Raw genomic sequence first — 26,047 nt, 5'->3', positions numbered from 1 at the left:
GCCGTGTTCGCCGCGCGCCCGCAGCCAGGCCGTCGCCTCCTGCGGCGGCATCGCGGCCGCCACCAGCCAGCCCTGCACGGCGTCGCAGCGCAGGTCCCGCAGCCGCTCCCAGGTCTCGTCGTCCTCGACACCCTCCGCGACGACCAGCAGTCCGAGCGAGTGGGCGAGGTCGATCGTGCAGCGGACGATCTCCGCGTCCTCCTGGTCGACGGCGAGCCGGGCCACGAACGACCGGTCGATCTTGAGCTCGCTCACCGGCAGCCGGCGCAGATGGACGAGGGAGGAGTATCCGGTGCCGAAGTCGTCGAGCGACATCTTCACGCCGTGTCCGGTGAGTCCGGCGAGGGTGTCGGCCGCGCGCTGCGGATCTTCCAGCAGCACGTGCTCCGTTATCTCCAACTGGAGGGAGCCGGCCGGAACCCCGTGGCGGGCCAGTCGGGCGGCCACGCCGCCGGCGAACCCGGGGGTGTGGACGTCCCTCGGGGAGACGTTGACGGCGACGGGCACGAAGAGCCCCTCGGCCCGCCAGCGGGCGACCTGGGCCAGTGCGGTCTCCAGGACGTACTCCGTCAGGTGCGGCATCAGCCCGGACGTCTCGGCGATGGCGATGAACTCGTCTGGGGGGACCCGGCCGCGCTCGGGGTGCACCCACCGCACCAGGGCTTCGAGCCCGGCAACCTGACCGTCGAAGCGGACCTTGGGCTGGTAGTGCAGTTCCACGTCCCCCGCGTCCAGCGCCCTGCGGAGGTCGCCGAGCAGGCCGAGCCGGTCCGGGGTGTTGCTGTCCCGCTTGGACTCGTACACCTCCACACCCGTGCGGTCGCGCTTCGCCTGGTACATCGCGACGTCCGCGCGGCGCAGCAGCCCCTCGGCGTCCTGCGCGTGCTCGGGGTGGACGGCGACCCCGGCGCTGGCCTCCAGCACCAGGGTGAGTCCGTCGAGGTCGAGCGGCGAGGAGAGTTCGGCGACCAGGTGCCGGGCGACGCGCTGGGCGCTGGTGGTGGACTCGGTGTACGGGAGCAGCACCGCGAACTCGTCCCCGCCCAGGCGGGCGGCCTCCGCGCCGCGCGGCAGGGCGAGCCGGAGCCGGTCCGCGATCTGGAGGAGCAACCGGTCGCCGGCCAGGTGACCGAGGGTGTCGTTGACGGCGCGGAAGCGGTCCAGGTCGATGAGGACCAGGGCGGAGCGGTTGCCGAGTGGTTCGGCCTCCTCCAGCGCGGACCAGATCCGCTGGAGCAGCCACTGCCGGTTGGGCAGTCCGGTCAGCGGGTCGCGGAGCTGTTCCTCGGCGCGGGCGCGGGCGATCCAGAGCGTGGAGTCCAGCGCGATGAGCGGCACCGCGAAGAGCGGCAGCAGGACGGGCATGGTCATCGCGACGACGCAGATCAGCGGGGCGATGCCGAGCAGTGCGAGGGCGACGAGTCCCTGCCGCATCAGCGTGGTGCGCGCGATCGTCGGCAGTCCGCCGCCCTGCGGTGCGCGGGCGTACCAGAGGAGGGCGCGGGTGACGAGGAGATGGATGCCGGCGCAGAGCACCACGGGCGGCAGGGTGTCGATGCCCCAGTCGAGTGGCTGCCACGGGGTTTCGACGCTGGGTCCGACTCCGAAGGCGGCGAGCACGAGGGCCGCCGCGCCGATGCCGAGTATGTCCACGGCGCCGTGCAGGAGGCCCTGCTGCCAGCGGTGGCGTCGGGCGACGCCGACGAGGACGACGACGATCACACTGACGAGTCCGGCGGCCACCCAGCCGTAGAGCAGCAGGACGGCGAGGGTCAGCGCGGAGCCGGAGCCGGTGCCGCCCCAATAGCGGTCCCGGCCGAGGGCGACCAGATGGCCGACGATGACACCGGTCAGGACGGCCAGGGACCAGCCCGCGGTGCCGTCCGGGAAGAGGGCGTCACCGTCGCGCAGGACACGGCCGAGGCCCGTGACGAGCTGTACGGCGGCGAGCGCGACGAGCAGGGCCCCCCATTTCGGCGTGAGGCCCGCGAAACCCTGCATCCGCGACACCGGTGCGGCGCTCTCGGTCGGCTTCATTCCGTCCCTCTCAAGCCTGCGGTGACGACGTCACACGGTGGCCCCCGCTCCCATGCCACCACGGCCCGCACCCGCCACGCAGCCGTGCACGGAGGGCGCAGGTGCCAACAGTAGGACGCCGAGAGCTTCCGGGGCAGCGCTCCGCACCTTTGGGCTGTCCCGTGATTCCCGGCCGGTGCGCGGGGACGGTCACGGCACCTCACCGCACCGCCGGAACACCCCGTATGTCCAGTATGCGAACGATTCTTCGACCCGCGGCGCGCATATTCAGCGCCGCGAGCCGCTCCCCGGGCGCCGACGGGCGGGTCTCCCCGCGTCCGTCGTGGTCCGAACGGGTGGTGCGGACATCGCCCCGAACCCCCGGACGTCAGGGGGCGGTGGCGGGCCACGCGGTTGCTCGTGCGGGGCGGTGACGGGGGCGGGGACGGCTTGAGCACGGGCTCCCCGCCTGCCGATTGCCCGTGGCCTTCTTCGTCCGGTCGACGACCCGGCGTCGGCCCGCCGGGGCGGCCTGGCCCGCCACGAGGGCTACGGCCGCGCTTCGGGCCGTCGGTGGCGTGCGGACCGATTGGCTGTCAGGAGGCATGCCCATACGAGGACGTGCAGGGCAGCAAGTGCGATCTGTCCAGTACCGGCGCCGTCACCCACCCTCCACGCGAGCAGTCCCGTACTGATGCAGAGCATCGGCCAGTAGACCCACAGAGCCCACCGTCGGCCCGGCTTGGTCCACTCCGGCGCCCTGTACGAATGGGAACGTCGTGTCATGCCGGCCTCCCTCGTCAAGAGGCGTGTTCCCCTGCAGTTCCGTCCCACCGCCTGTCTCCTCCGGCCGTTCGCGGGGCCGCCGTACGAGCCGGCCGGGGCGGGGGCGGGCCGTGGGGCGGAGGCAGGTGGTCAGAGGCCCTTCCCGGGGCGTGGCGGACGCCGCTCACTCCCCCTCGACCGGCAGCGCCGCCGCGCGCGCCGCCTCGGGGCCCTCGTCGAGCAGGACCGCGAAACCGGCCTCGTCGAGCACGGCCACCTTGAGCTGCATCGCCTTGTCGTACTTGGAGCCGGGGTTGTCGCCGACGACGACGAAGGAGGTCTTCTTCGACACCGAGCCGGTGACCTTGGCGCCCCTGCTCTGCAGCGCGTCCTTGGCGCCGTCCCTGGTGTGGCCGACGAGGGTGCCCGTGACGACGACGGTGAGCCCCTCCAGCGGGCGGGGGCCCTCGTCCTCGCCGACGCTCTCGTCCTCCATGCGGACCCCGGCCTCCCGCCACTTGCGCAGGATCTCCCGGTGCCAGTCCACGGCGAACCACTGCTTGACGGAGGCGGCGATGACGGCGCCGACGCCGTCGGCCGCCGCCAGCTCCTCCTCGCTCGCGGCGTCGATGGCGTCGATGGAGCGGAACTGGCGGGCCAGCTCCTGTGCGGCGACCGGGCCGACGTGCCGGATGGAAAGCCCGGTCAGCAGCCGGGCCAGCGGGGCCTGCTTCGCCGCCTCGATGCCCTCCAGCATGGCGAGCGCGTTCTTCTTCGGCTCGCCCTTCTGGTTGGCGAAGACGGTGGCGATCTTCTCCTCGCCGGTCTTCGGGTCGCGCTTGGGCAGCCCGCTGTCCTGGTCGAGGACGTAGGCGCGGATCGGCAGCAGCCGCTCGATGGTCAGCCCGAAGAGGTCGCCCTCGTCGAGCAGCGGCGGATCGGCGGGCTCCAGCGGCTGGGTCAGGGCGGCGGCCGCGACGTAGCCGAAGTGGTCGATGTCCAGGCACTTGCGGCCGGCGAGGTAGGAGATGCGTTCGCGCAACTGTGCCGGGCAGGAGCGGGCGTTGGGGCAGCGGAGGTCGATGTCTCCCTCCTTGGCCGGCTTCAGCGGGGTGCCGCACTCGGGGCATTCGGCGGGCATGACGAACTCCCGCTCGGTACCGTCGCGCAGGTCCACGACCGGGCCGAGGATCTCCGGGATGACGTCGCCGGCCTTGCGCAGGACGACGGTGTCGCCGATGAGGACACCCTTGGCCTTGACGACCTCCTGGTTGTGGAGGGTGGCGAACTCGACCTCGGAGCCCGCCACCTTCACGGGTTCGACCTGGGCGTACGGGGTGACGCGGCCGGTGCGGCCGACGCCGACGCGGATGTTGACCAGCTTGGTGTTGACCTCCTCCGGGGCGTACTTCCAGGCGATGGCCCAGCGCGGGGCGCGGGCGGTGGAGCCGAGCCGGCCCTGGAGCGGGATCTCGTCGAGCTTGACGACGACCCCGTCGATCTCGTGCTCCACGGAGTGCCGGTTCTCGCCGAAGTACCGGATGAACTCGCGCACACCGTCGAGGGTGTCCACGACCTTGTTGTGCCGGGCGGTGGGCAGGCCCCATTCGCCGAGGAGCTCGTAGGCGTGGGAGAGGCGGTCGATGTCGAAGCCCTCGCGGGCGCCGATGCCGTGGACCACCATGTGGAGCGGGCGGACGGCGGTGACCTTGGGGTCCTTCTGACGGAGCGAACCGGCCGCCGCGTTGCGGGGGTTGGCGAACGGCTTGTCCTCGGCCTCCACCAGCCGGGCGTTGAGCCCTTCGAAGTCCTCCATGGGGAAGAAGACCTCTCCGCGGATCTCGACCAGCGCGGGAATCCGGTCGCCCTTGAGCCGGTGCGGGATCTCGGCGATGGTACGGACGTTGGGGGTGACGTCCTCGCCGGTGACACCGTCGCCCCGGGTGGCGGCACGGGTCAGCCGGCCGTGCTCGTACGTGAGGTTGACGGCCAGGCCGTCCACCTTCAGCTCGCAGAGGAAGGAGTGGCCGGTGGAACCGACGTCCTTGGCGACGCGTTCGAACCAGGCGGCCAGCTCCAGGTCGTCGAAGGCGTTGTCCAGGGAGAGCATCCGCTCGCGGTGGGTCACCGAGGTGAACTCGGTGATGTACGGCCCGGCGACCTTCTGCGTCGGCGAGTCCGGGGTGCGCAGTGAGGGGTGGGCCTCCTCCAGCGCCTCCAGTTCGCGCATCAGCAGGTCGAACTCGGCGTCGCTGACGACCGGCTGGTCCCGGACGTAGTACCGGAAGCGGTGGTCCTCGATCTGCTCGGCGACGAGGGCGTGCCGCTCCCGTGCCTCGCTGGGCACCACCGTGTCCTGCTGGATGTGCTCGTCGCCGGTGCCGGCCATCGTCCCGTCCTCCCGTTGGGGGCTGTCTCTCGAATTGGTGCGGGGTACGGGGCGCACGGTGCCCCGGGTCAGGGCCGCGCCGCGCGTCCCGTCACTCGGGGTTGTCCGCGAGGGACCGCGCAGCCCGGGCGCAGTGGGCGAGCGCGGCGCGGGCGTACGCGGGCGAGGCACCCGCGAGGCCGCACGACGGGGTGAGCACGACGGACTCGGCGAGAGTCCCCGGATTCAGCCCCAGCCTGCTCCACAGCTTCCTGACTCCCATGACGCTACCGCCCGGGTCGGACAATCCGGCCGAGGCCGCGTCAGTGCCCGGCACGATGCCGAGGAGGAGCTGGGTGCCGCTCTCCACCGCTTCGCCGATCGCCTCCTCCTCACGCTCGGTGAGCAAGGAGAAGTCGAAGGAGATCGCGGCGGCCCCGGCCCGCCGCAGCAGGGCGAAGGGAACCTCCGGGGCGCAGGAGTGCACGAGCCCCGCGCCTTCCCCGGCGACGGCGAGCAGGTCGCGCAGGGCGCCCTCGACGATCTGGCGGTCGACGGAGCGGTAGGTGCGGTAGCCGCTCGCTGTCCTGACCCGGCCGCCGAGTACGGCGGTCAGGGACGGTTCGTCGAGCTGGAGCACGACGTCGGCACCGGGAATCCGGCGGCGCACCTCGGCGAGGTGGGCCTTCACCCCCTCGGCGAGCGATCCGGCGAGATCGCGGCAGGCGCCGGGGTCGCCGAGGACGGCCTCGCCGTTGCGCCGCTCCAGGGCCGCGGCGAGCGTCCACGGCCCCACCGCCTGGACCTTGAGCACCCCTTCGTACCCCTGGGTGAACTCCTCCAGGGCGTCGAGGTCCTCGCCGAGCCAGGAGCGGGCGCGGCGGGTGTCGCGGCCGGGGCGGTCGCTGATCCGCCAGCCGCTGGGCTCGACGTGCCCGTACATCTCCACGAGGAGTCCGACGGTCCGTCCGATCATGTCCGCGCCGGGCCCCCGGGCGGGGAGTTCCGCCAGGTGGGGGATGCCCTGCCCGTCCGCGAAGGACCCGGTGACGGTCTTCGCCGTCTCCCGCGCGTCGCCTCCGGGCATGGACCCGACCCCGGTCGCCGCGCACTCGCTGAACCTGCTCTTCTCGCTCACCCGGGAAGCGTACGGTCCCGGGGCGGCGGGCCCGTTCCCCAGGGCCGGGCCCCGGGGGAACCTGCGGGGTCAGCGGCCGGGGCGGACCGTCAGGTCGTTGACCTCGGCGTCGCGCGGGAGGTCGATCGCCATGAGGATCGTGGTGGCCACGGACTCGGGGTCGATCCACCGCGCGGCGTCGTACTCCTTGCCCTCCTGCTGGTGGACCTTGGCCTGCATGGGGCTCGCGGTGCGGCCGGGGTAGACGGAGGTGACGCGGACGCCGTTGCCGTGCTCCTCGTGACGGAGCGAGTCGGCGAGCGCCTTGAGCCCGTGCTTGCTGGCGGCGTACGCGCCCCACTGCGCGGACGCGGAGAGGCCGGCGCCGGAGTTGACGAAGACGACGTGCCCCCGGGCGACGCGCAGCTGCGGCAGCATCAGCCGGGTCAGTTCGGCGGGGGCGACGAGGTTGGCGTTGAGCTGGAAGTGCCAGGCCTTCGGGGTGAGGTCGCCGATGTTCCCCAGCTCGACCACGCCGGCGATGTGCAGCAGCGAGTCGAGGCTCTCGGGCATCGGCTGCTGGCCGAACGCCCAGGAGAGCCGGTCGGGGTTGCCCAGGTCGCCGACGAGCGTACGGGCCCCGGGGTGGAGGGCGGCCAGTTCCTTGGCGCGGCCGGCGTCGCGGGCCAGCAGGACGAGGTCGTCGCCCCGGTCGCGGAGGCGGCGGGCGACGGCTGCTCCGATGCCGGAACCGGCGCCGGTGATGAGGTGGGTAGGCATGGGCTCCATGATCCCACCCGGTCCCGCGCCGGGACCGGCCGGGCGCGCTGGACCGGGTGGGCCGGGATCAGAGCTGACCCGCGGACTCTTCCAGGTAGGCCAGCGCGCCGACGCCGTCCTCGGCGAAGAAGACGAGGTCGGTGAGGGGCAGCGGCAGGAATCCCTCCTCGTCCATCCGCAGGAACTGCTGGCGCAGGCCGTCGTAGAAGCCGTCGGCGTTCAGCAGGACCACCGGCTTGGTGTGCTTGCCGTGCTTCTTGAGTTCGAGGATCTCGGTGGCCTCGTCGAGCGTCCCCATGCCACCGACCATGATCACGACGGCGTCGGCCTTCTCCAGCAGCAGCGCCTTGCGCTCGGCGAGGTCGCGGGCGAAGACCATCTCGTCGGCGTTCTTCCGGGCCTGGTGCGCCATGAACTCCACGGACACCCCGACCAGGCGGCCGCCCGCCTCCTGCACGCCGTCCGCGACGACCTTCATCAGCCCGCTCTCCGAGCCGCCCCAGACGAGCGTGTGTCCGCCGCGTCCGAGCAGTTCGGCGAATTCGCGGGCGGGGCGGGTGTAGCGGTCGTCGAGGTCGGCGGCGGAGAGGAAGACACAGATGTTCATGACGCCACCGTACGGTGGCGCGCGGACCGGGCCGGACGCGCCCCGAGGGCGTGAGCGGTACGGGAAGAAAACGGGCGCGCCGTCGGCTGCACCGGACATGACTTCCGCCGAGGGACACCGCATCACCGTCGAGCCCGCGACCGATCACGTCCGGGTCGTCCACGACGGACAGGTGCTGGCCGAGAGCCGACGGCCGCTCGTGCTGCGCGAGACCGGCTGCCCGGTCCGCTACTACCTGCCGCCCGAGGACGTCCGTACCGAGCTGCTGACGGCATCCGAAACCCGTACGCACTGTCCGTTCAAGGGAGATGCCTCCTACTGGTCGCTGCCCGGCGCGGCCGATCTCGTCTGGGCCTACCTCGATCCGAAGCCTGAAGTGGCGGCGATCAAGGATCACTTCTGCTTCTACGAGACCGAGAACGTCTGAAATTGATCAGCAATGAACGGGAGCGGCAGGTCTTTTGAGCCCGCTTCAGGTCCGGACGAAAAATCCTCTCCGGCTGCGATGAGTTCTCCGGGCACCGGGGGTCTGCCCTCCCATGGACAGGATTCTCTCGCTGGACGGCACCCCGATCGCCTACCGCAGACAGGGCGACGGGGCGCCGGTGGTGCTGGTCGGGGGCGCGCTGAGCACCGCCGCGACCGAGGGCCCGCTAGCCGCGCTGCTCGCGCCCCGCTTCACCGTCGTGACGTACGACCGCCGGGGCCGGGGCGGCAGCGGCGCCGGACCGGGCGGGCCGTACGCGCCCGACCGGGAGATCGAGGATCTCGCGGCGGTCGTCGGTGCGGCGGCCGGGCCGGTGGCGGTGTTCGGCATGTCGTCGGGCGGGGCACTGGCCCTGGAGGCGCAGGCGTCGGGCGTGCCCATGGAGGTGCTGGCGGTCTTCGAGCCGCCCTACACCCCGGGCGAGGAAGGGTTCTCGTACAAGGCGCGGTGCACGGCGGAGCTGCGGGAGCGCCTGGCGGCCGGCGACCGGGGCGGGGCGGTGGAGCTGTTCCTGGCGCGGACGGGTGTGCCACCGGAGACGGTGGCACGGATGCGCCGGGCGCCGCTGTGGGCGGGGCTGGAGGCGCTGGCGCACACGCTGGAGTACGACGACGCCCTGCTCGGGGACGGGGCTCCCCCGCTGGAGCGGTTCGCGGCGGTGACCGCCCGCACGCTGATCGTCAGCGGCGGATTCAGCGCGGACCCGGTGCGGGAGACGGCGATGGCACTGGCCGAGGCGATCCCCCACGCCCGGCACCGGACGCTCAGCGGCCAGACCAGGGAACTCTCCCCGCAGGTGCTCGCCCCGGTCCTGATGGAGTTCTTCGCCCGCCGGGGGCTCGTCCCCCAGCCGTGAATCCGCCCGCTGCCCGGCTCGTCGCCCGGCGATGAAGCGGCGCCCGCGGCCGGCCGGACCGGCCACGGGCGCCCCGCGTTCAGGAGGCGGCCGGGGCCGTCTCGCGCCGGACGGTGGTCGCGATGGTCGCGGACCCGACGACCCGGGTGCCGTCGTAGAGCACGACCGCCTGGCCGGGGGCGATCCCGCGCACCGGCTCGGTGAAGGAGACGTGCAGGGTGCCGTCGGTCAGCTCGGCGGTGACCTCGGTCTCGCCGCCGTGGGCGCGCAGCTGCGCGGTGTACGTGCCGGGGCCCGCCGGGGCGGTGCCGCACCAGCGCGGCTTGATCGCGGTGAGGGCCGTGACGTCGAGGGCCTCCACCGGGCCGACCGTGACGGTGTTGTTCACCGGGGAGATGTCCAGGACGTAGCGGGGCTTCCCGTCGGCGGCCGGGTGGCCGATGCGCAGACCCTTGCGCTGTCCGATGGTGAAGCCGAAGGCCCCGTCGTGGGTACCGAGCTTGGCACCCGCCTCGTCGACGATGTCGCCCTCCGCCTTGCCGCCGAGCCGGCTCGCCAGGAAGCCCTGGGTGTCGCCGTCCGCGATGAAGCAGATGTCGTGGCTGTCGGGCTTCTTCGCGACGGCGAGCCCGCGTGCCTCGGCCTCGGCGCGGATCTCCTCCTTGGTGGTGAGGGTGTCGCCGAGCGGGAACATCGCGTGCGCGAGCTGCTTCTCGTCCAGCACCCCGAGGACGTAGCTCTGGTCCTTGGCCATGTCGGAGGCGCGGTGCAGCTCGCGGCTGCCGTCCTCGTTGAGCACGACGGTGGCGTAGTGACCGGTGCACACGGCGTCGAAGCCGAGGGCGAGCGCCTTGTCGAGCAGCGCGGCGAACTTGATCTTCTCGTTGCAGCGCAGGCAGGGGTTGGGCGTGCGGCCCGCCTCGTACTCCGCGACGAAGTCCTCCACGACGTCCTCGCGGAAGCGTTCCGCCAGGTCCCAGACGTAGAACGGGATGCCGATGACGTCCGCCGCGCGGCGGGCGTCCCGGGAGTCCTCGATGGTGCAACAGCCGCGCGCTCCGGTACGGAACGACTGCGGGTTCGCGGAGAGGGCGAGGTGCACACCGGTCACGTCGTGCCCCGCCTCGGCGGCGCGCGCGGCGGCGACGGCGGAGTCGACTCCGCCGGACATGGCGGCGAGCACGCGCAGGGGGCGCTGGGAAGTCTGAGTCATAGCCCGTCCAGAGTACGGGGCTCCGGGAACCGATCGCCCGCGGATATGCGTTCCAGCTGTCATGGGAACCACGGGAGGCGGCCCGTCCGGCCGGGACGGGACCGCGGACGGTGTGAGCCGGCGCACCCTGCTGATCGGCGGCTCGGCCATGGCGGCGGCGGTCACGGCCGCCGCGCTTGCGCGGGACGAGCTGAAACACGCCTGGTGGCGGCTGCCGGGCGTGGAGAAGCCGCGCACCCCCGGCGAGCTGGACTACGCCGGGGCCCACTGGACGGCGGCCTCCGGGGCGAACTGGCGGCGCGCGGACCGCCCCGACGACTTCGCGATAGACCGGGTGGTCGTCCATGTCACGCAGGGCAGTCTGGCGAGCGCGGTGCGGGCCTTCCAGGACCCCGCGCACCAGGCCGCCGCGCACTACGTCGTGGGCAAGGACGGGTCGGTGACGCAGATGATCCGGGAGCTGGACGTGGCGTACCACGCGGGCAACCGCGCGTACAACGAGCGGAGCGTCGGCATCGAGCACGAGGGGTTCGTGGACCGCCCGAAGGACTTCACCGCCGCGATGTACGCCTCCTCCGCGCGGCTGACGGCGTCGGTCTGCGGGCGGTACGGCATCCCCGTCGACCGGGAGCACGTCGTCGGGCACGTGGAGGTGCCGGGGACGGACCACACCGACCCCGGGCCGCACTGGGACTGGGACCGGTACATCGAGCTGATACGGCGGGCGGCTTAGGCCAGGCTCAGGCCGTGTCCGACCATGCGCGTCGGATCGGCGGGCGGCGTCCGGTGCGGGCGGAGGACCGCCCGTGTACGGGATGTACTCGGGCGGTCCGACAACGCCGCGAGGTGCCGCACCGGGCACCGGCCGCCCGACGGGAATGGTCGGACACGGCCTCGGGACGTCCGGCCCGCGCGCCCGGGCCGGGCGGTTCCTCAGCTGAGTCCGGCGGTGCGGGCGCGTTCCACGGCGGGACCGATGGCGCGGCCCACGGCGGCGACGTCCTCGGCGGTGGAGGTGTGGCCGAGCGAGAAGCGCAGGGTGCCGCGCGCCAGGTCGGGATCGGTGCCGGTGGCCAGCAGCACGTGGCTGGGCTGGGCGATCCCGGCGGTGCAGGCGGAGCCGGTGGAGCACTCGATGCCCTGGGCGTCCAGCAGCAGCAGGAGCGAGTCGCCCTCGCAGCCGGGAAAGCTGAAGTGGGCGTTGGCCGGAAGCCGGCCGCCGGGGGCCAGGTCGCCGCCGAGCACGGCGTCCGGGACGGCCTCCAGCACGGCCGCGACCAGGTCGTCGCGGAGTCCCCCGACGCGACGGGCGAACTCCTCGCGGTGACGGGCGGCGTGTTCACCGGCGACGGCGAAGGCGGCGACGGCGGGCACGTCGAGGGTGCCGGAACGCACGTGCCGCTCCTGGCCCCCGCCGTGCAGTACGGGTACGGGGGTGTACGCGCGGCCCAGCAGCAGGGCGCCGATACCGAACGGCCCGCCGATCTTGTGCGCGCTCACCGTCATCGCGGCGAGACCGGAGTCGGCGAAGCCGACCTCCAGCTGACCGAAGGCCTGCACCGCGTCGGCGTGCATCGGGATCTCGAACTCGGATGCGACGGAGGCGAGTTCACGGACCGGCATGACGGTGCCGATCTCGTTGTTGGCCCACATCACGGTGATCATCGCGACGTCGTCGGGGTCGCTGAGGATGGCCTCGCGCAGCGCCTCGGGGTGCACCCGGCCGTAGTGGTCGACGGGGAGGTACTCGACGGTCGCGCCCTCGTGTTCGGCGAGCCAGTCGACCGCGTCCAGCACCGCGTGGTGCTCGACCGGGCTTGCCAGGACCCGGGTGCGGCGGGGGTCGGCGTCGCGGCGGGCCCAGTAGAGGCCCTTCACGGCGAGGTTGTCGGCCTCGGTGCCGCCCGAGGTGAGGACCACCTCGCTGGGGCGGGCGCCGAGGGCGTCGGCGAGGGTCTCTCTGGACTCCTCGACGGTACGGCGGGCCCGGCGCCCGGCTGCGTGCAGGGAGGACGCGTTACCGGTCGCGGCGAGCTGCGCGGTCATCGCCGCGATCGCCTCCGGAAGCATCGGCGTGGTCGCGGCGTGGTCGAGGTAAGCCATGGTGCGTCCGATTCTACGAGCCCCAGGCGACCACCCCGTGAGCGGTGACCACTACGGCGAGGACGACCAGGTCGGCGACGCCCAGCGCGAGCCCGAGGAAGGCCCGTCCGCGCCGCTCGGTGGACCGGGCGAGCGCGATCAGCGCCATGACGACGGCGGCCGGGCCGAGCAGCAGGTTGAACACGAGCAGGCCCAGCAGGCCCAGGACGAACGAGGCGACGGCGAGCCCGTCGGCGTCACGGGTTCGCGCCTGGGCTTCGGCCTTTCCGTCGGTGGCGGCCTCCGCGGGCCGGGTGTCGCGGTCGACGGCCTCCGCGGGCCGGGTGTCGCGGTCGACGTGTCGGCCGGTGCGGAGCACCGGGGCGACGAGCGAGGAGAGGGTCATGGTGCGAGCTCCTTCGGCCTGGGGCGGGATCTGCGCGAAAGGGGGCGAGCGGCGGTGGCTCAGTGGGAGCGGCGCTCACGGACCGCGAAGCCGATCAGCCAGCAGCCGATCACGGCGGCGGACGCCAGGGTCAGCGCGACCGGAAGGTGGGCGACCGTCCCGAGCAGGATCCCGAACAGGAGCAGCGCGGCGACGAGGGCGAGCATGAGCGGCCTTTCTGATCATCGGAGTCGTACGGACCACGGAGCGGGCCCCGGCGGCATGGGCGCCGGCTTCCGCATCCAGTGAGAGTACGACTGTTCACTGACCACCGAGTCTAAACCCGTGTCCCCCCGCCTCGGACTCCCTCGCACCGGAAAACAGTTGTTTACTGAATGGCATGAGTCACACCACCGGAACCCGTCAGGCCCAGAAGCTGAGGACACGTCAGTGCCTGTTGGACGCCGCCCTCCGGCTCCTGGAACACCAGAGCCTGAGCGGCCTCGGCCTGCGTGAGGTGACACGGGCGGCCGGGGTGACCCCCACCGCCTTCTACCGTCACTTCGAGGACACGGCCGCCCTCGGTGTGGCACTGGTGGACCAGACGCTCGACAGCCTGCACGGCATGATCGGCGCGGTCCTCGCCGGGACCGGGGACAGCGAGGAGCGACTGGACCGGAGCGTCGCGGCCATCGCGGGTCATGTGGCGGCACACCCCGCGCACTTCCGCTTCATCGCCCGGGAGCAGCACGGCGGGGTGGCCGGGGTTCGCGCGGCGATAGCGGCACAACTCGCCCTGTTCGTGACGGAGGTGGCCGACGCGCTGGCCGGGGAGGCGGAGTCGGCGGGCTGGAGCCGGGAGGACCTGCTGATGCTGGGCGGCCTCCACGTGGATCACATGGTGATCACCGCCTCCGCCCTCCTGGACGCGGCCCCCGGCACCGAGGAGGAGGTCGTGCGGGTGGCGCGGCGCCGCCTGCGCCTGATCACCCTGGGGCGCCGCCACTGGCTGGACGACGACCCGACGCCCGCGGCGGACGGCGGCTGAGCAGGGGCCGGGTCCGCGAAGTGCCGCTCCCGCCCCACGACGCCGGGGACGGGAGCGGCGGACGGGGCAGCCTCCAAAGTTGCGAAAGTCCCGCCCTCCGGGCGGACGGCGCCACGTCCGCAACACGCTTTACGACTGCTCCCCCTCCCGCGCGGAGAGCGGGGTGGCGATGTCTTCCAGCGACTTCCGCTCGGCGGGGACCGCGAGGAAGACCGCGACCAGTCCGGCGGCCACCATCAGCGCGGCCCCGATACAGAACGCGATGACCGCGTCGCCCACGACGCCGCTCGCGGTGAGCCCGGAGAAGATCAGCGGTCCGGAGATGCCGCCGGCCGCCGTACCGATGGCGTAGAAGAAGGCGATCGCCATCGCCCGGGTCTCCATCGGGAAGATCTCGCTGACCGTCAGATAGGCCGAACTCGCTCCGGCCGAAGCGAAGAACAGCACCACGCACCAGCAGAGGGTCATGGTGGCGGCGGTGAGCACTCCGGCGCCGAACAGCCCCGCGGTGCCGAAGAGCAGGGCACCGGAGAGGATGTAGGTGCCCGCGATCATCGGGCGGCGTCCCCAGGTGTCGAAGAGCCGGCCGAGCAGCAGCGGCCCGAGGAAGTTGCCGAAGGCGATGACGGCGAAGAAGTACCCGGTCGTCCCGCTGGAGACGTCGAAGAACTTCACCAGGATCGAGCCGAACCCGAAGGTGATGGCGTTGTACAGGAACGCCTGGCCGATGAAGAGCGAGAAGCCGAGCGTCGCCCGCTTCGGATAGTCGCGGAAGAGGGTACGGGCGATCTCCACGAAGCCGATGCTGCGCCGCTGTTCGATGGTGATCGCGGTCTCCACCTCGGGCAGGGGCCGGCCCTTCTCCTTCTCGATCTCCTCCTCCGCCTCGTCGACGATCCGGGTCGCGCCTTCGGACTGGCCGTGGATGAACATCCACCGGGGGCTCTCGGGCACGTGCCGGCGGACCAGCAGGATGACCAGGCCGAGGACCACCCCGAGGGCGAAGGTGAGCCGCCAGCCGATGTCCTTCGGGAAGATGTCGGTGTTGAGCGCGAGGACGGAAAGCAGCGCGCCGCCCATCGCGCCCAGCCAGTAACTGCCGTTGATGATCAGGTCGACGCGGCCCCGGTACTTGCTCGGGATCAGCTCGTCGATCGCGGAGTTGATGGCGGCGTACTCGCCGCCGATGCCGAAGCCGGTGAAGAAGCGGAAGAGGAAGAACCACCAGACCGAGAACGAGAGCGCGGTCAGCGCGGTCGCGATCAGATAGACCGCGAGGGTGATCAGGAACAGCTTCTTGCGGCCGAAGCGGTCGGTGAGCCAGCCGAAGAAGAGGGCGCCCGAGCAGGCCCCGGCGACGTAGAGCGCTGCCGCGAGCCCGGTGACCTGGGCGTCGGTGATCGGCAGTCCGCTGCCGTCCTCGGACAGCCGGCTGGCGATGTTCCCGACGACGGTCACTTCCAGACCGTCCAGAATCCATACGGTCCCGAGGCCGATCACGATCATCCAGTGCCATCGTGACCAGGGAAGGCGGTCCAGGCGGGCCGGCACCTTGGTGGTGATGGTCCCGAGACTCGTTCCGTCGCTGTGACTCATGGGCAATGCCTCCTGGGGTGCGGCGTCGCTGCACCGCCGCTCGGCGCTGAGTCCGGGTACCCGGGAGCCGCCGGGAGCAAACGGCACGTCAGGAGCCGTGCCGGCGCCCGCCGCTCCCCCGCGCGCAGGTCCGGGCCCGAAGAGGCCCCGGACAGCACGGGACCCGTCCGGCGGTCCACCGGACGGGTCGGGTCGGGTCGGGTCGGCGCCGGCCGCGCGCGGCGCGGTCAGCCCCGCGGTGCCCGGGCGAGCTGCCGGGACTGGGCGACGAGCCGGTCCGCGCTGTCCCAGACCTCGGCGTCCTCCTCCAGGAGGCCGCCCGCGAGGTTGCGGGTGGTGATGGCGACGCGCAACGGGCCGGGGGCCGGGCGGCAACGGACGTGGACGGTGAGTTCGACGGTGGGGGTCCACCCCTTGAGGCCCAGCTCGAACGAGGTCGGCGGCAGCGCGTCGACGGTGAGCAGCACCGAGAGCGGGTCCGGGTCGCGGCCGTCCGCCAGGCCGAACCAGCCGCGCATCTCGCCCTTGCCGGAGGGCTTGCCCAGCGCCCAGCCGACCGTAGCGGGGTCGAGCCGGATGTCGAGCCGCTCGGTGATGGCGGAGCTGCCGGGGATCATGCCGCCGCCCGACTCGGCCCCCAGGCACTGGTCGTACGGCGGGATGGCGGGCGGGAGCGCGGTGGTGCGGACCTCGTCGGTGAGGGCGTCGAGGTCGCCGTAGGTGGCGAGCACCCGGATGCGGGCGACCTCGCTGCCGTCCTCGGCGTACTGGTAGAGGGTCGCCTGGCCGGTGGAGAGGGTGCGCCCGGCGCGGACGACCTCGGTACGGATGACGGCGGGGCCGGGCACGGAGGCGGTGAGGTAGTGCGCGGTGATCGAGAACGGGTCGGCGTGCGGCAGCGCGTCGCCCAGCGCGCGGCCGAGCAGGGCCAGCAGATAGCCGCCGTTGACCGCGCGGATGATGGTCCATCCCGCGGAGAGCTCCGCGTCGTAGACGCCTTCCTCGCGACGGACGACCGCGGTGTCCCGGTCGAACTCGCTGTCTCCGACGGCCGCCCGCGCGAGGGTCGCGGGTCCGGGGGTCGTCCGCCCGGTCTGTGCCGGGAGCGCTGCTGCCTGTGCCATGCCACGCACGCTACACCGACACCTTACTGAGCGGTAGCTTTTCATGTGGGCGGAGGGCGGACCCGGGCCTCCTCAGCTGCCTGCCCCCTCCTCGCCGCTCGCCGAACGGCGGTTGTACGCGCGCGGCGCCCGCCAGTGGAACCGCATCGCCAGCAGCCGCAGGACGAACCCCGCGACGACCGCGAAGGCCGTGGTCAAGCCGTTCAGGGCGTCGAACTGGATGCAGAGCGCGACCATGGAGGCGCCGACGAGCGCGGGCACCGCGTACAGGTCCCGGTCCCAGCGCAGCAGCGAGGGCACCTCGTTGGCCAGCACGTCCCGCAGCACCCCGCCGCCGACCGCCGTGGCCAGGCCGAGCGCGACGGAGGAGGTCAGCCCGAGGCCGTAGTCGTACGCCTTGGTCGTGCCGCTCACGGCGAAGAGGCCGAGCCCCGCGGCGTCGAAGACGTTGACGCCGACCTGGATGCGCTCGACGTGCGGGTGCAGGAAGAAGACCAGGGCGGCCGCGATCAGCGGGGTGAGGAAGTAGCCGAGATCGGCGAAGGCGGCCGGCGGCACCGCCCCGATGATCAGGTCACGGAAAATCCCTCCGCCCAGCGCGGTCACCTCGGCGAGAACCGCGATGCCGAAGACGTCGAAGTTCTTGCGTACGGCGAGCAGAGCGCCGGAGATCGCGAAGAAGAAGATCCCGACGACATCGAGCGCGTGCTGGACGGAGGGAGTGAACAGTTCGGTGAGCACCGGCCAATTGTGCCGGTGCTACTCCTTCGTGCCGTCCCCCGTGTCCCCGGTGGCCCGGGGTGCCTCCGGGGCCTCCTGCCCGGATGCTTCCGGTGCTTCGGGCGCGTCCGGCACTTCCGGTGCGGCAGCGCCCGGTGCTTCCGGCTCGGTGCCCTTCGGCGTGGCGGCCACGATCGCCTCGCGCGCCAGGGGCAGTACGTCCTCGCCCGGGGCCTGGTCCGGCGCGTTCTCCGGGTGGTGGCAGGCCACTTGGTGCCCGGTCCGCAGCGCGATCAGCGGCGGTTCCTGCGTACGGCAGACCTCCGTCGCCTTCCAGCACCGGGTGTGGAAGCGGCAGCCGCTGGGCGGCGAGATCGGCGAGGGAACGTCACCGGTGAGCAGGATGCGCTCGCTCTTGGCGCCCCGGCGGCGGGGGTCCGGAATCGGCACCGCGGAGAGCAACGCCTTGGTGTACGGGTGCATCGGCGCCTTGTAGAGCGACTCGCGGTCGGCGAGTTCCACGATCTTGCCGAGGTACATCACCGCGATCCGGTCCGAGACGTGCCGGACCACCGACAGGTCGTGGGCGATGATCACGTACGTGAGGCCCAGCTCGGCCTGGAGGTCGTCGAGCAGGTTCACCACCTGCGCCTGGATGGAGACGTCCAGCGCGGAGACCGGCTCGTCGGCCACGACCAGCTTCGGGTTGAGCGCGAGCGCGCGGGCGATGCCGATGCGCTGGCGCTGGCCGCCGGAGAACTCGTGCGGATAGCGGTTGTAGTGCTCGGGGTTGAGGCCGACCACCTCCAGCAGCCGCTGCACCTCCTTCTTGACGCCACCCTCGGGGGTGACGTTTTGGAGCTTGAAGGGGGCGCTGACGATGGTGCCGATGGTGTGGCGGGGGTTCAGCGAGGAGTAGGGGTCCTGGAAGATCATCTGCATGTCGCGCCGGAACGGGCGCATGCGGCCGACCCCAAGGTGCGTGATGTCGGTGCCCTCGAACTCGACGGTGCCCGCGGTCGGTTCCAGCAGCCGGGTGATCAGCCGCCCCATGGTCGACTTGCCGCAGCCCGACTCACCGACGACGCCCAGGGTCTCGCCCGCGCGCACCTCGAAGTCGATCCCGTCGACGGCCCGTACGGCACCGCTGGTGCGCTGGAGCAGGCCTTTCTTGATCGGGAAGTGCTTCTCAAGACCCTTGACCCGGAGCAGCACCTCGCCCTGGGCGACGCCCTTGCCCGTACGCGGCGCGGGCACCCGGGCGGTCTCGGCCGCCACCGTCCCGCCGGATGCTGCCGCTGCCCCCTCGGTGTGCGGGGGGACCGGCTCGCTCGGCCGGCTCGTCACTGCTTCGTCGTCGGTCACAGCTTGGGCGCAATCTCTTCGGTCCAGATGCGCTCCCGCTGCTCCGGGGAGAGGTGGCAGGCCGACCAGTGGCGGCTCCCCACCTCCAGCAGCTCGGGCCGCACGGTACGGGTGACGTTGTCCTTGGGTACGTCCGCGTAGGGACAGCGCGGGTTGAAGGCGCACCCGGACGGCAGGTTGATCAGCGAGGGCGGGGAACCCTTGACCGGGATCAGGCGGTCGGTCTGCTCGCGGTCCAGGCGCGGCATCGAGCCCAGCAGGCCCCAGGTGTAGGGGTGCCGGGGCTCGTAGAAGACCTTCTCGGCCGGTCCGCGCTCCACGCACCGCCCGCCGTACATGACGAGGATGTCGTCGGCGAGTTCGGCGACGACGCCGAGGTCGTGCGTGATGACGATGACGGCGGAGCCGAACTCCTTCTGCAGATCACGGATGAGGTCGAGGATCTGCGCCTGGACGGTGACGTCCAGGGCGGTGGTCGGCTCGTCGGCGATCAGCAGTTCGGGGTTGTTGACCAGCGACATCGCGATCATGGCGCGCTGGCGCATCCCGCCGGAGAACTCGTGCGGGTAACTGTCCACCCGCTTGTCCGGCTGCGGGATGCCGACCCGGTCGAGCATCTCGATCGCGCGCTTGCGGGCCGTCTTCTTGTCCACGGCGTGGTGGATCCGGTACGCCTCGACGATCTGCTTGCCGATCGTGAAGTACGGGTGCAGCGCGGAGAGCGGGTCCTGGAAGATCATCGCCATGTTGCGGCCGCGCAGCTTGCGGACCTCGTCCGGGTCGCTGGAGAGCAGCTCGGTGCCGTCCAGCCAGATCTCGCCGGACAGCCGGGCCTTGCGCTTTCCGTACTGGCCGGCGGTGTGCAGGCCCATGATGCCGAGCGAGGTGACGGACTTGCCGGAGCCGGACTCGCCGACGATGCCGAGGGTCTTGCCCTTCTCCAGCGTGAAGCTCAGTCCGTCCACGGACTTGACGAGTCCGTCGTCGGTCGGGAAGTGCACCTTCAGGTCGCGGACGTCGAGGAAGGCTCCGGGTGCGGGCGAGGCGGGGGCGGTTGCCTCCGGCGCGGCAGCCCCGCTCTTGCTCAGCTCGGTCATGACAGCCTCACTCGGGGGTCGATCACGGCGTACAGGACATCGACGAGGAGGTTGGCGACGATCACCGCGAGGGAGGTGATCAGTACGACGCCGAGGATCACCGGAAGGTCCCGCTCGTTGATCGCCTTGAGCACGGCCTGGCCGAGGCCGGGCAGGCTGAAGGCGGTCTCGGTGAGGATCGCGCCGCCGACGAGGGCGCCGAGGTCCATGCCGAGCATGGTGAGGATGGGTGTCATGGTGGAGCGCATGGCGTGCTTGCCGATGACGACCGGTTCACTCAGTCCCTTGGCCCGGGCGGTGCGGATGTAGTCCTCGCCCATCACTTCGAGCATGGTGGCCCGGGTGATGCGGGCGTACATCGCGGCGTACAGGAAGGCGAGCGTGACCCAGGGCAGCAGCAGCCCCTGGAACCAGCCGCCGACGCTCTCCTCCAGCGGGACGAACCCGGAGTCGATCCAGCCCAGTCCGTAGTCGAAGATGCCCAGCGACAGCATGGCGGTGAAGAAGATCGGCAGCGAGACGCCCGAGAGGGCGACGACCATGGCCGAACGGTCCCAGAGCGAACCGCGCTTGAGCGCCGAGAGCACACCGGCCGAGACACCCGCCAGCAGCCACAGCACGGCGGCGCCCGCCGCCAGTGACAGGGTCACCGGCAGCCGGTCGGTGATGACCGGCCAGATGGCCTGTTCGTTGCGGAAGGAGTATCCGAAGCAGGGCGCCGCGCAGTCGGTGACGTCGCCGCCCCCGGAGTAGGTGCGCCCGACGAAGATGCCCTTGAAGAACTCCCAGACCTGGACGTAGATCGGCTCGGCCAGATGGAGCTTCTGCCGGATGCCTTCGACGGCCGCGGCGTCCGACGTCTTGCCCACGTACATCGTGGCCGGGTCGACACCCGTCCACTTGGGGATGAGGAAGAAGATGCTGAAGACCACCACGATGATGACGATCAGCATCACTGCGGCGGCAAGCAGCCGCCTGATGAGGTATGTGAGCACTGCTCTCGGCCCGGCGGGGGCCGCGGGCCACCGGAGGTCGTCCGGTGGCCCGCGGCCGAACCGCTCCGGCCTTCACCTGCCTTTCGTGCCGTTCGGCGGGTGTGCCGGGGGAATGATTACTTCTCGACGCCCAGGCTGATGAAGTCGTACTGACCGCTGTACGCGTCAGTGGTGTAGACGTTCGTCAGACGCGAGGAGCGGAAGTTGATGAACTTCTCGAAGACGAAGGGCAGGTAGTAAGCGCCCTCCATCACCTGGTGGTTGAGCTCGGTGGAGAGAGCGACCTTCTTGGCGTCGTCGAGCTCGACGGCGTACTTGTCGAAGTTCGCGTCGATCGCCTTGTCGTTGATCATGGCGAAGTTGTTGTTGCCGCTGTCCAGGATGTAGCTGCTGTCCCAGAGGGGCTGGCCGTAGCCCTGGACCGAGGGGAAGTCGGGGCCCCAGCCCATGATGATGATGCCGTAGCCCTTCTTCTTCACCACGGACGGGTTGCCGATGATGCCGGAGTACTGGGCGCCGTCGTACTGGTCGATGTCGACCTTGATGCCGATCTTGGCGAGGGACGCCTGGAGCGACTCCGCGGTGGCCACCTCGACGGGCTTGTTGTTACGCACCGCGATGGTGGTGGAGAAGCCGTCCGGCTTGCCGCAGGCGGCCAGCTCTTCCTTGGCCTTGGCGGTGTTCGCCGCGCCGTCGTTGGTGGTGAAGCCGTACGGGTCGTACTTCTGGCCCTCGGAGCCGGGCACCGACGGGGGCAGCATGTTGGTGCCGATGTCGCCGCCGGCCACCGGGCCGCCGCGGGCGGTCTGGAGCGACTTGTGGTCGGCTCCGTAGAGCACGGCCTTGCGGCAGTGGATGTTGTCGAACGGCGCGACGTTCTGCGGGAAGGAGGCGTAACGGATGTAGCCGGAAACCGGGTTGTCCAGGTTGTCCTTGTACTCCTTGAGCGCCTTCGTACGGCCCTGCGGGGAGAGGCCCGTCTGGTTGACGTCGAGGTCGTACTCGCCGCTGAGCAGCTTGTTGTCCATGTCGTCCGCGTTGGAGAACAGGGTCACCGAGATCTTGTCCGGCAGCGGCTTGCGGACCGGGTCCGACTCCTGCTTCCAGTTCTCGTTGCGGACCAGCACGACGGACTTGTTGGGCGTGTACGACTCGAACTTGTACGGGCCCGAGGAGAACGGCTTGAGGCCGTACTTCGACTTGGTGTCCTTGTCCTGGCGGACCGGCGAGGACGAGGTCAGCGCGAGGATCGCCTCGAAGTCGCTGTTGGCGGTCGGCAGGTGGAAGACGATCGTCTTCGCGTCCGGCGTCTCGATGGCCTTCAGACCCAGGTGGTCGGCGGAGGTGTCCTTGTAGGGACCCTTGTACTCGCCCTTGGGGTCGAGGATGTCCCGCAGGTAGACGGGGCCGCCGGACAGCACGTCCTGGGCCCACTGGCGCTCGATGCCGTACTTGACGTCCTGCGAGGTGACCGGCTTGCCGTCCTCCCACGAGACCCCGTCGCGCAGGGTGTACGTGTAGGTCTTGCCGTCGTCCGTGATCTTCGCGCGCTCGGTGGCGAGGTCCGGGGTGAGCTCGGTGCCGCCGGCGCCCGGGGCCGTCTTGCTGGTCACCAGCTGGCGGCTGTAGTAGCGCATGAAGTCCCACACGAAGCCGTAGTACCCACGCGTGGTGTCCCAGGAGTCGGCGTCCTGGACACCGGCGAACTTCAGCTCGCCGCCGGCCTTCGTCGAGGCGTTGGCGACCTTGTTGTTCGCCGCGTCGAAGCCGGCCGCGTTGGCGGAACCGCCGCCCTTGCCACCGCCCTTGGCGCTGTCGTCGTCGCCCCCGCCGCCGCAGGCCGCCGTGGAGAGCAGTGCCGCGACCACGGCAGCAGCGGCCACGGCCTGCTTGCGCCGTGTGTTCCGTCGAGATGTCACGATTCGGGATCCTCCGTGTGTAGATCGGCCCGTACGGTGCACGGGCTCCGGGGTACGACTGTCAGCGAGAACCCTTCGGGTCGAGCGCGTCACGCACGCCGTCGCCGAAGAGGTTGAAGGAGAGGACGGTGATGAAGATCGCCACGCCCGGAATGATCATGTACATCGGGTCGGACTCGTAGTAGCTCAGAGCGGATGACAGCATCTGGCCCCAGGAGGCGGAGGGCGGCTTCACTCCGACGCCCAGGAAGCTCAGGGCCGCCTCGGTCAGGATGTTGGTGGGGATCATCATCGTGGCGTAGACGACGATCGGCGCCACCAGGTTCGGCAGCAGCTCCTTGAAAAGGATGTAGAACCGCCCCGCGCCCAGGCTGCGTGCCGCGTCCACGTACTCCCGCTCACGCAGCGAGAGGGTCTGCCCGCGCACCACGCGGCCGACGTACGGCCAGCCGAAGAACCCGATGACCAGGATCATCACGAAGAGGCGGACGCCCGAACCCTCCAGCCCCAAAAGCTTGTTGGGCATCACGGACACCAGGGCGATGATGAAGAGCAGCTGCGGGAACGAGAGCAGCATGTCCATCACGCGGCTGATGAGCGCGTCCAGCCAGCCGCCGAAGAAGCCGGCCAGCACGCCGAGCACCGTGCCGAGAGCGACGGCGACGACGGCGGAGAGGAAGCCGACGAGGAGCGAGACCCGGGCGCCGTAGACGATGCGGGCGAAGATGTCGCGGCCGTTGACCGGCTCCACGCCGAACCAGTGCGTCCCGCTCATCGCCCCGTAGGAACCGGTGGGCGTGGAGAACAGCGGATCGATCAGCTCTTCGTGGTGGTCGTACGGGGACTGGCCGACCAGGTGGGTGATCACGGGCGCCAGCAACGCGACGACGACCAGCAACAGCACCACGACGCCACCGCCGAGGGCCAGCTTGTCCCGCTTCAGCCGCTCCCAGGCGATGCGGCCCAGGGAGCGGCCCTGCACCGCCTTCTCGGGCGCGATGCCCGCTTCGAATCCCGCCGGGGGGGCCGCTTCCGTTGTCGGCTCGTGCAGTGGTGCCGTCATCGTGGCAGGGACCCCTCTCAACCGGCGGTGGCCGGCACACACTTGCCGCGGTGGCGGCGGTTTCGTCCGGTGGTGGCTCGGGACCGATCGCCCCTTGGAGCGGGAGTCTTCATGCCCGTCGTGATCTGTTGCCAGACTTGACAGCGAATGGATGCCTAACCGTGATCCGACTTGGTCGATCCGTTATCCGGACGCCTGTGAACGACCCCCGGACGCAACACAGTTGAAATTCAATTGAGTACGGATGCGTACCAACGCCCATGTGAGCGGCAGGAGTGGTCAGAGCGGGACATGGCGCGCATGGGGATGATGTACCCATCAGGTGGCACGCTTCACCGCCCGGTGGCGAAAAAGGCGTGAAAGGCGCACGAGCGCTCCTCCCGGACACCCGGCGCACGGCGGCAAGGGCCTCAGGAATGGTCCCAGATGGCCGAAAAACGCAGGTCACTTCACCCGTACGGGCGGGCCCGGCCGGGACGGAACTCCACGACGCGGCCTCGCCGTACGGAAGGACCGGGGCGCGCGTACGCGTCAGTACGCGGGCGGGTAGCCGTAACCGGGAGCCGCGGGCGGCGGTGAGGCGGGCTGCGCGTGCGCCTCCCGGTCGTAGAACGGACGGGCGTTGGCCCGCAGCCACATCGCGACCGGGTCGTAGTCGTCGGACATCGCGACCGTGGAGACGGGAAGCCCCTCCGGGACGGCGCCGATCGTCTGCCCCATCATCGCGCGGGCCGACTCCACGGCGGCCCGGCCGGTGTCGTAGAGGTCGAGCCCGATGGCGAGGTACGGGGCGCCGAGCGCCGGCTGCACCCAGGCGCGGCGCAGCGAGCGGACCGCCGGGGTGCGGTGCGCGTTCTGCGAGAGCAACGCGTAGAACTGCGGGATCTCGATGGCCGGTTCGGAGAGGGTGAGGGGTCCTGCGGGCAGCCGGTCGAGCCCGTTGGCGATCCGGCGCAGATCCAGCCACGGGATGCCCACGCCGCCGCCGGGCGTGTGCGGGTTGAGCCAGATTCCCCAGTGGTCGGGGAAGAGCGAGCGGGCGATCTCCCGGCCGGTGATCACCTCGTGGGCACGGTTCCAGCCGCTGGCCGCGAGCTCCTGGGCGGAGGTCACGCACGGGGCGTAACCGAGGCCGTCCACACCGATGTTGCCGTACTGGGCGTCCGGGGAGCCGGCCGTGCCGTGCCAGAGCAGCATCCAGACCTGGCCGTCCGAAAGGGCCCTCAGCAACTCCTCGTACGCGTCGAAGCGCCCGGGGGTCACCTGGCGCAGCATGTGTTCGACCTGCCCGGCCGCCGCCGTGCCTGACGCACTCACCCTGGGTCCCGCCCCTCGTCGATCCACCGTGTCGCGCGCCGCCCCCGGGCGCGCGGGAGCAACCTCGCCATCAAACCAGCTTATGCGCCCTCACTGACACCGACTTGACGCCACCGTCCGACATGCCGGACACGGCGGGCCGGCCCCGGGCAGCGGCCGGGCCGCCCGGCAGCCGGTCGACGGGCACGTCCCGGCGCCGCGACCGGTCCGTCCCGGCGGTCACTGGAAGAAGGGCCGGACCTTCTCCAGCATCCAGTCGCCGACCGGGTCCTGCGCCATGTCGAGCAGGACCAGGTTGACGGGCCACGGCACCTGCACGCGTCCGAGCGCGCGGCCCAGCGCGTCCATGGGCGCGCCCTGCGTGGCCTCGTCCCACGCCGAGAACTGGACGGCGACGAAGAGGACGGGGTCGCCGCCCTCGATGCTGGCCAGCGCGCGACGGGCGGTGGCGACCACACCGGTCCCCTGGAACTCCGCGGACACGGCGGCGAGGAAGTCGACCGGCTCCTCCTTCCAGTCCGGCTCCCAGAGCCGGACCCGGCCGCCGCCGGCCGGTCCGTCCAGCGGGGTGTTCCCGGCACGGCAGAGCTCGGCCACGGCGGCGGGCGGCAGCGGAAGCCCGACCGCACCGCCCGGGTTGACCGCGATGCCCACCTGCGGGGGCAGTCCGCGCGCGAACTCGCGGGCGGGCGCGACGGCGTAGGAGAGGTTGGCGCCGGCACATCCGAGAAACTGGGCCTCGGAGCTGAAGACGGGGACGAAGGCGGCACCGTCGAGCTCGATCGTCGGCAGGTCGAGATCGGCGCTGGCGGTACTTCCGCCGCCGGGCAGCGGAATCCAGAGCCGGCTGCGGCCGAGCACCTCGACGAGCCGGCCGCCCGCCCCGGGGACGCCCAGCGAGGCGCTGAGCACTTCTTCGAACTCGTTCGCAGGCCACCCCTGGGGTTGGTGGGGCGACTGGGGCGACGTCTGTGCCGGGATGTCCACTGCCTCTGTGTCCTCTTGTCGACCGTGTCCTGCGGCAGAAACACTAACCGGCGCGGGGCCCCGGCGTCCCGGCCACGCTGCTGTCCCCGGCGTTGTCCCGCATGCCGGGCACCGCGCCCGGCATGCCCGGTGCCGGATCG

Annotated in this window: 23 protein-coding genes; 4 read left to right on the top strand and 19 right to left on the bottom strand. The window is 71.4% G+C overall.

The genetic code is table 11. From position 1 onward, the window contains the following. From ACWD3D_RS12900 to ACWD3D_RS12880, 5 genes are all read right to left on the bottom strand, one after another. Positions 1–2,037, bottom strand: a 2,037-nt coding sequence (locus ACWD3D_RS12900; RefSeq protein WP_451460937.1) for a putative bifunctional diguanylate cyclase/phosphodiesterase, incomplete at its 3' end; no start/stop codon positions are given. Between the two features lie 928 nt (positions 2,038–2,965). Next, the gene (gene ligA / locus ACWD3D_RS12895) at positions 2,966–5,170 is read right to left on the bottom strand and encodes an NAD-dependent DNA ligase LigA (RefSeq protein WP_451460936.1); all 2,205 of its coding nucleotides are present in this window, start codon (positions 5,168–5,170) and stop codon (positions 2,966–2,968) included. Positions 5,171–5,261: 91 nt separating this feature from the next. Continuing rightward, positions 5,262–6,287 (bottom strand): methionine synthase, encoded by a 1,026-nt coding sequence (locus ACWD3D_RS12890; protein WP_451460935.1) that lies wholly within the window; start codon positions 6,285–6,287, stop codon positions 5,262–5,264. A 69-nt stretch (positions 6,288–6,356) separates the two neighbouring features. Beyond that, on the bottom strand, positions 6,357–7,046 hold the full coding sequence (locus tag ACWD3D_RS12885) for an SDR family oxidoreductase (protein ID WP_387368481.1): 690 nt from the start codon (positions 7,044–7,046) through the stop codon (positions 6,357–6,359). Positions 7,047–7,113: 67 nt separating this feature from the next. Then, positions 7,114–7,653 carry an LOG family protein gene (locus tag ACWD3D_RS12880; protein ID WP_451460934.1) on the bottom strand — a complete coding sequence of 180 codons (540 nt, stop codon included), beginning with the start codon at positions 7,651–7,653 and terminating at the stop codon, positions 7,114–7,116. A gap of 97 nt (positions 7,654–7,750) precedes the next feature. On the opposite strand from ACWD3D_RS12880, the gene ACWD3D_RS12875 reads away from it, so the two are divergent. Both ACWD3D_RS12875 and ACWD3D_RS12870 read left to right on the top strand, forming a co-directional pair. Beyond that, a complete protein-coding gene (locus ACWD3D_RS12875; RefSeq protein ID WP_451460933.1) occupies positions 7,751–8,080 on the top strand; it encodes a DUF427 domain-containing protein in 330 nt (109 codons plus the stop codon). Positions 8,081–8,192: 112 nt separating this feature from the next. Continuing rightward, the gene (locus ACWD3D_RS12870; RefSeq protein WP_451460932.1) at positions 8,193–8,996 is read left to right on the top strand and encodes an alpha/beta fold hydrolase; all 804 of its coding nucleotides are present in this window, start codon (positions 8,193–8,195) and stop codon (positions 8,994–8,996) included. Positions 8,997–9,075: 79 nt separating this feature from the next. Here ACWD3D_RS12870 and mnmA read toward each other — a convergent pair whose 3' ends face one another. Then, complete coding sequence (mnmA, locus tag ACWD3D_RS12865; protein ID WP_451460931.1) at positions 9,076–10,209, bottom strand: tRNA 2-thiouridine(34) synthase MnmA; 1,134 nt, start codon at positions 10,207–10,209, stop codon at positions 9,076–9,078. Positions 10,210–10,270: 61 nt separating this feature from the next. Between mnmA and ACWD3D_RS12860 the strand changes: the two genes are divergently transcribed. Next, complete coding sequence (locus tag ACWD3D_RS12860; RefSeq protein WP_451460930.1) at positions 10,271–10,942, top strand: N-acetylmuramoyl-L-alanine amidase; 672 nt, start codon at positions 10,271–10,273, stop codon at positions 10,940–10,942. Positions 10,943–11,142: 200 nt separating this feature from the next. Here the strand turns inward: ACWD3D_RS12860 and ACWD3D_RS12855 are convergent, their stop codons facing one another. From ACWD3D_RS12855 to ACWD3D_RS12845, 3 genes are read right to left on the bottom strand one after another with little or no spacing between them, the layout of a single operon-like run. Continuing rightward, complete coding sequence (locus ACWD3D_RS12855; RefSeq protein WP_451460929.1) at positions 11,143–12,312, bottom strand: cysteine desulfurase family protein; 1,170 nt, start codon at positions 12,310–12,312, stop codon at positions 11,143–11,145. Between the two features lie 13 nt (positions 12,313–12,325). Further along, a complete protein-coding gene (locus ACWD3D_RS12850) occupies positions 12,326–12,697 on the bottom strand; it encodes a DUF4190 domain-containing protein (RefSeq protein ID WP_451460928.1) in 372 nt (123 codons plus the stop codon). Positions 12,698–12,756: 59 nt separating this feature from the next. Then, positions 12,757–12,903 (bottom strand): hypothetical protein, encoded by a 147-nt coding sequence (locus ACWD3D_RS12845; RefSeq protein WP_451460927.1) that lies wholly within the window; start codon positions 12,901–12,903, stop codon positions 12,757–12,759. Between the two features lie 173 nt (positions 12,904–13,076). Between ACWD3D_RS12845 and ACWD3D_RS12840 the strand changes: the two genes are divergently transcribed. Continuing rightward, positions 13,077–13,724, top strand: a complete 648-nt coding sequence (locus tag ACWD3D_RS12840; RefSeq protein ID WP_451460926.1) for a TetR family transcriptional regulator — start codon at positions 13,077–13,079, stop codon at positions 13,722–13,724. Between the two features lie 129 nt (positions 13,725–13,853). On the opposite strand, the gene ACWD3D_RS12835 is transcribed toward ACWD3D_RS12840, so the two are convergent. The 10 genes from ACWD3D_RS12835 to ACWD3D_RS12790 all read right to left on the bottom strand — a co-directional run bounded on the left by ACWD3D_RS12835 (position 13,854) and on the right by ACWD3D_RS12790 (position 25,907). Continuing rightward, entirely contained in the window at positions 13,854–15,320 is a 1,467-nt protein-coding gene (locus ACWD3D_RS12835) for an MFS transporter (protein ID WP_451460925.1), read from the bottom strand. 227 nt (positions 15,321–15,547) lie between these two features. Then, entirely contained in the window at positions 15,548–16,444 is an 897-nt protein-coding gene (locus ACWD3D_RS12830; protein ID WP_451460924.1) for a thioesterase family protein, read from the bottom strand. Between the two features lie 72 nt (positions 16,445–16,516). Further along, positions 16,517–17,185: a trimeric intracellular cation channel family protein gene (locus ACWD3D_RS12825; protein WP_451460923.1), complete on the bottom strand. Its 669-nt coding sequence runs from the start codon at positions 17,183–17,185 to the stop codon at positions 16,517–16,519. Between the two features lie 18 nt (positions 17,186–17,203). Then, complete coding sequence (locus ACWD3D_RS12820) at positions 17,204–18,442, bottom strand: dipeptide ABC transporter ATP-binding protein (protein WP_451460939.1); 1,239 nt, start codon at positions 18,440–18,442, stop codon at positions 17,204–17,206. Between the two features lie 83 nt (positions 18,443–18,525). Further along, positions 18,526–19,626 carry an ABC transporter ATP-binding protein gene (locus ACWD3D_RS12815; protein ID WP_451460922.1) on the bottom strand — a complete coding sequence of 367 codons (1,101 nt, stop codon included), beginning with the start codon at positions 19,624–19,626 and terminating at the stop codon, positions 18,526–18,528. Continuing rightward, entirely contained in the window at positions 19,623–20,621 is a 999-nt protein-coding gene (locus tag ACWD3D_RS12810; RefSeq protein WP_451460921.1) for an ABC transporter permease, read from the bottom strand. Before ACWD3D_RS12810 ends, ACWD3D_RS12815 begins: the two co-directional genes overlap by 4 nt. 116 nt (positions 20,622–20,737) lie before the next feature. Next, positions 20,738–22,543: an ABC transporter substrate-binding protein gene (locus tag ACWD3D_RS12805; RefSeq protein WP_451460938.1), complete on the bottom strand. Its 1,806-nt coding sequence runs from the start codon at positions 22,541–22,543 to the stop codon at positions 20,738–20,740. Positions 22,544–22,601: 58 nt separating this feature from the next. Further along, positions 22,602–23,603, bottom strand: coding sequence for an ABC transporter permease (locus ACWD3D_RS12800; RefSeq protein WP_451460920.1), 1,002 nt, complete (start codon positions 23,601–23,603; stop codon positions 22,602–22,604). Between the two features lie 531 nt (positions 23,604–24,134). Continuing rightward, on the bottom strand, positions 24,135–24,920 hold the full coding sequence (locus ACWD3D_RS12795) for an enhanced serine sensitivity protein SseB C-terminal domain-containing protein (RefSeq protein ID WP_451460919.1): 786 nt from the start codon (positions 24,918–24,920) through the stop codon (positions 24,135–24,137). A 219-nt stretch (positions 24,921–25,139) separates the two neighbouring features. Next, positions 25,140–25,907 carry an enhanced serine sensitivity protein SseB gene (locus ACWD3D_RS12790; protein WP_451460918.1) on the bottom strand — a complete coding sequence of 256 codons (768 nt, stop codon included), beginning with the start codon at positions 25,905–25,907 and terminating at the stop codon, positions 25,140–25,142. Between the last annotated feature and the right edge of the window lie 140 nt (positions 25,908–26,047).

The sequence above is a fragment of the Streptomyces sp. NPDC002690 genome (assembly GCF_053592415.1).
Note: the sequence above shows the minus strand (reverse complement) of the source record. Positions and strands in the feature narration are given on the sequence as shown.

Excerpts from the sequence above, each read along its gene's own strand:
- ligA (WP_451460936.1), bottom strand. The coding sequence starts at position 5,170 with ATGGCCGGCACCGGCGACGAGCACATCCAGCAGGACACGGTGGTGCCC.
- ACWD3D_RS12885 (WP_387368481.1), bottom strand. The coding sequence starts at position 7,046 with ATGCCTACCCACCTCATCACCGGCGCCGGTTCCGGCATCGGAGCAGCC.
- ACWD3D_RS12880 (WP_451460934.1), bottom strand. The coding sequence starts at position 7,653 with ATGAACATCTGTGTCTTCCTCTCCGCCGCCGACCTCGACGACCGCTAC.
- ACWD3D_RS12875 (WP_451460933.1), top strand. The coding sequence starts at position 7,751 with ATGACTTCCGCCGAGGGACACCGCATCACCGTCGAGCCCGCGACCGAT.
- ACWD3D_RS12870 (WP_451460932.1), top strand. The coding sequence starts at position 8,193 with ATGGACAGGATTCTCTCGCTGGACGGCACCCCGATCGCCTACCGCAGA.
- mnmA (WP_451460931.1), bottom strand. The coding sequence starts at position 10,209 with ATGACTCAGACTTCCCAGCGCCCCCTGCGCGTGCTCGCCGCCATGTCC.
- ACWD3D_RS12860 (WP_451460930.1), top strand. The coding sequence starts at position 10,271 with ATGGGAACCACGGGAGGCGGCCCGTCCGGCCGGGACGGGACCGCGGAC.
- ACWD3D_RS12855 (WP_451460929.1), bottom strand. The coding sequence starts at position 12,312 with ATGGCTTACCTCGACCACGCCGCGACCACGCCGATGCTTCCGGAGGCG.
- ACWD3D_RS12850 (WP_451460928.1), bottom strand. The coding sequence starts at position 12,697 with ATGACCCTCTCCTCGCTCGTCGCCCCGGTGCTCCGCACCGGCCGACAC.
- ACWD3D_RS12845 (WP_451460927.1), bottom strand. The coding sequence starts at position 12,903 with ATGCTCGCCCTCGTCGCCGCGCTGCTCCTGTTCGGGATCCTGCTCGGG.
- ACWD3D_RS12840 (WP_451460926.1), top strand. The coding sequence starts at position 13,077 with ATGAGTCACACCACCGGAACCCGTCAGGCCCAGAAGCTGAGGACACGT.
- ACWD3D_RS12835 (WP_451460925.1), bottom strand. The coding sequence starts at position 15,320 with ATGAGTCACAGCGACGGAACGAGTCTCGGGACCATCACCACCAAGGTG.
- ACWD3D_RS12830 (WP_451460924.1), bottom strand. The coding sequence starts at position 16,444 with ATGGCACAGGCAGCAGCGCTCCCGGCACAGACCGGGCGGACGACCCCC.
- ACWD3D_RS12815 (WP_451460922.1), bottom strand. The coding sequence starts at position 19,626 with ATGACCGAGCTGAGCAAGAGCGGGGCTGCCGCGCCGGAGGCAACCGCC.
- ACWD3D_RS12800 (WP_451460920.1), bottom strand. The coding sequence starts at position 23,603 with ATGACGGCACCACTGCACGAGCCGACAACGGAAGCGGCCCCCCCGGCG.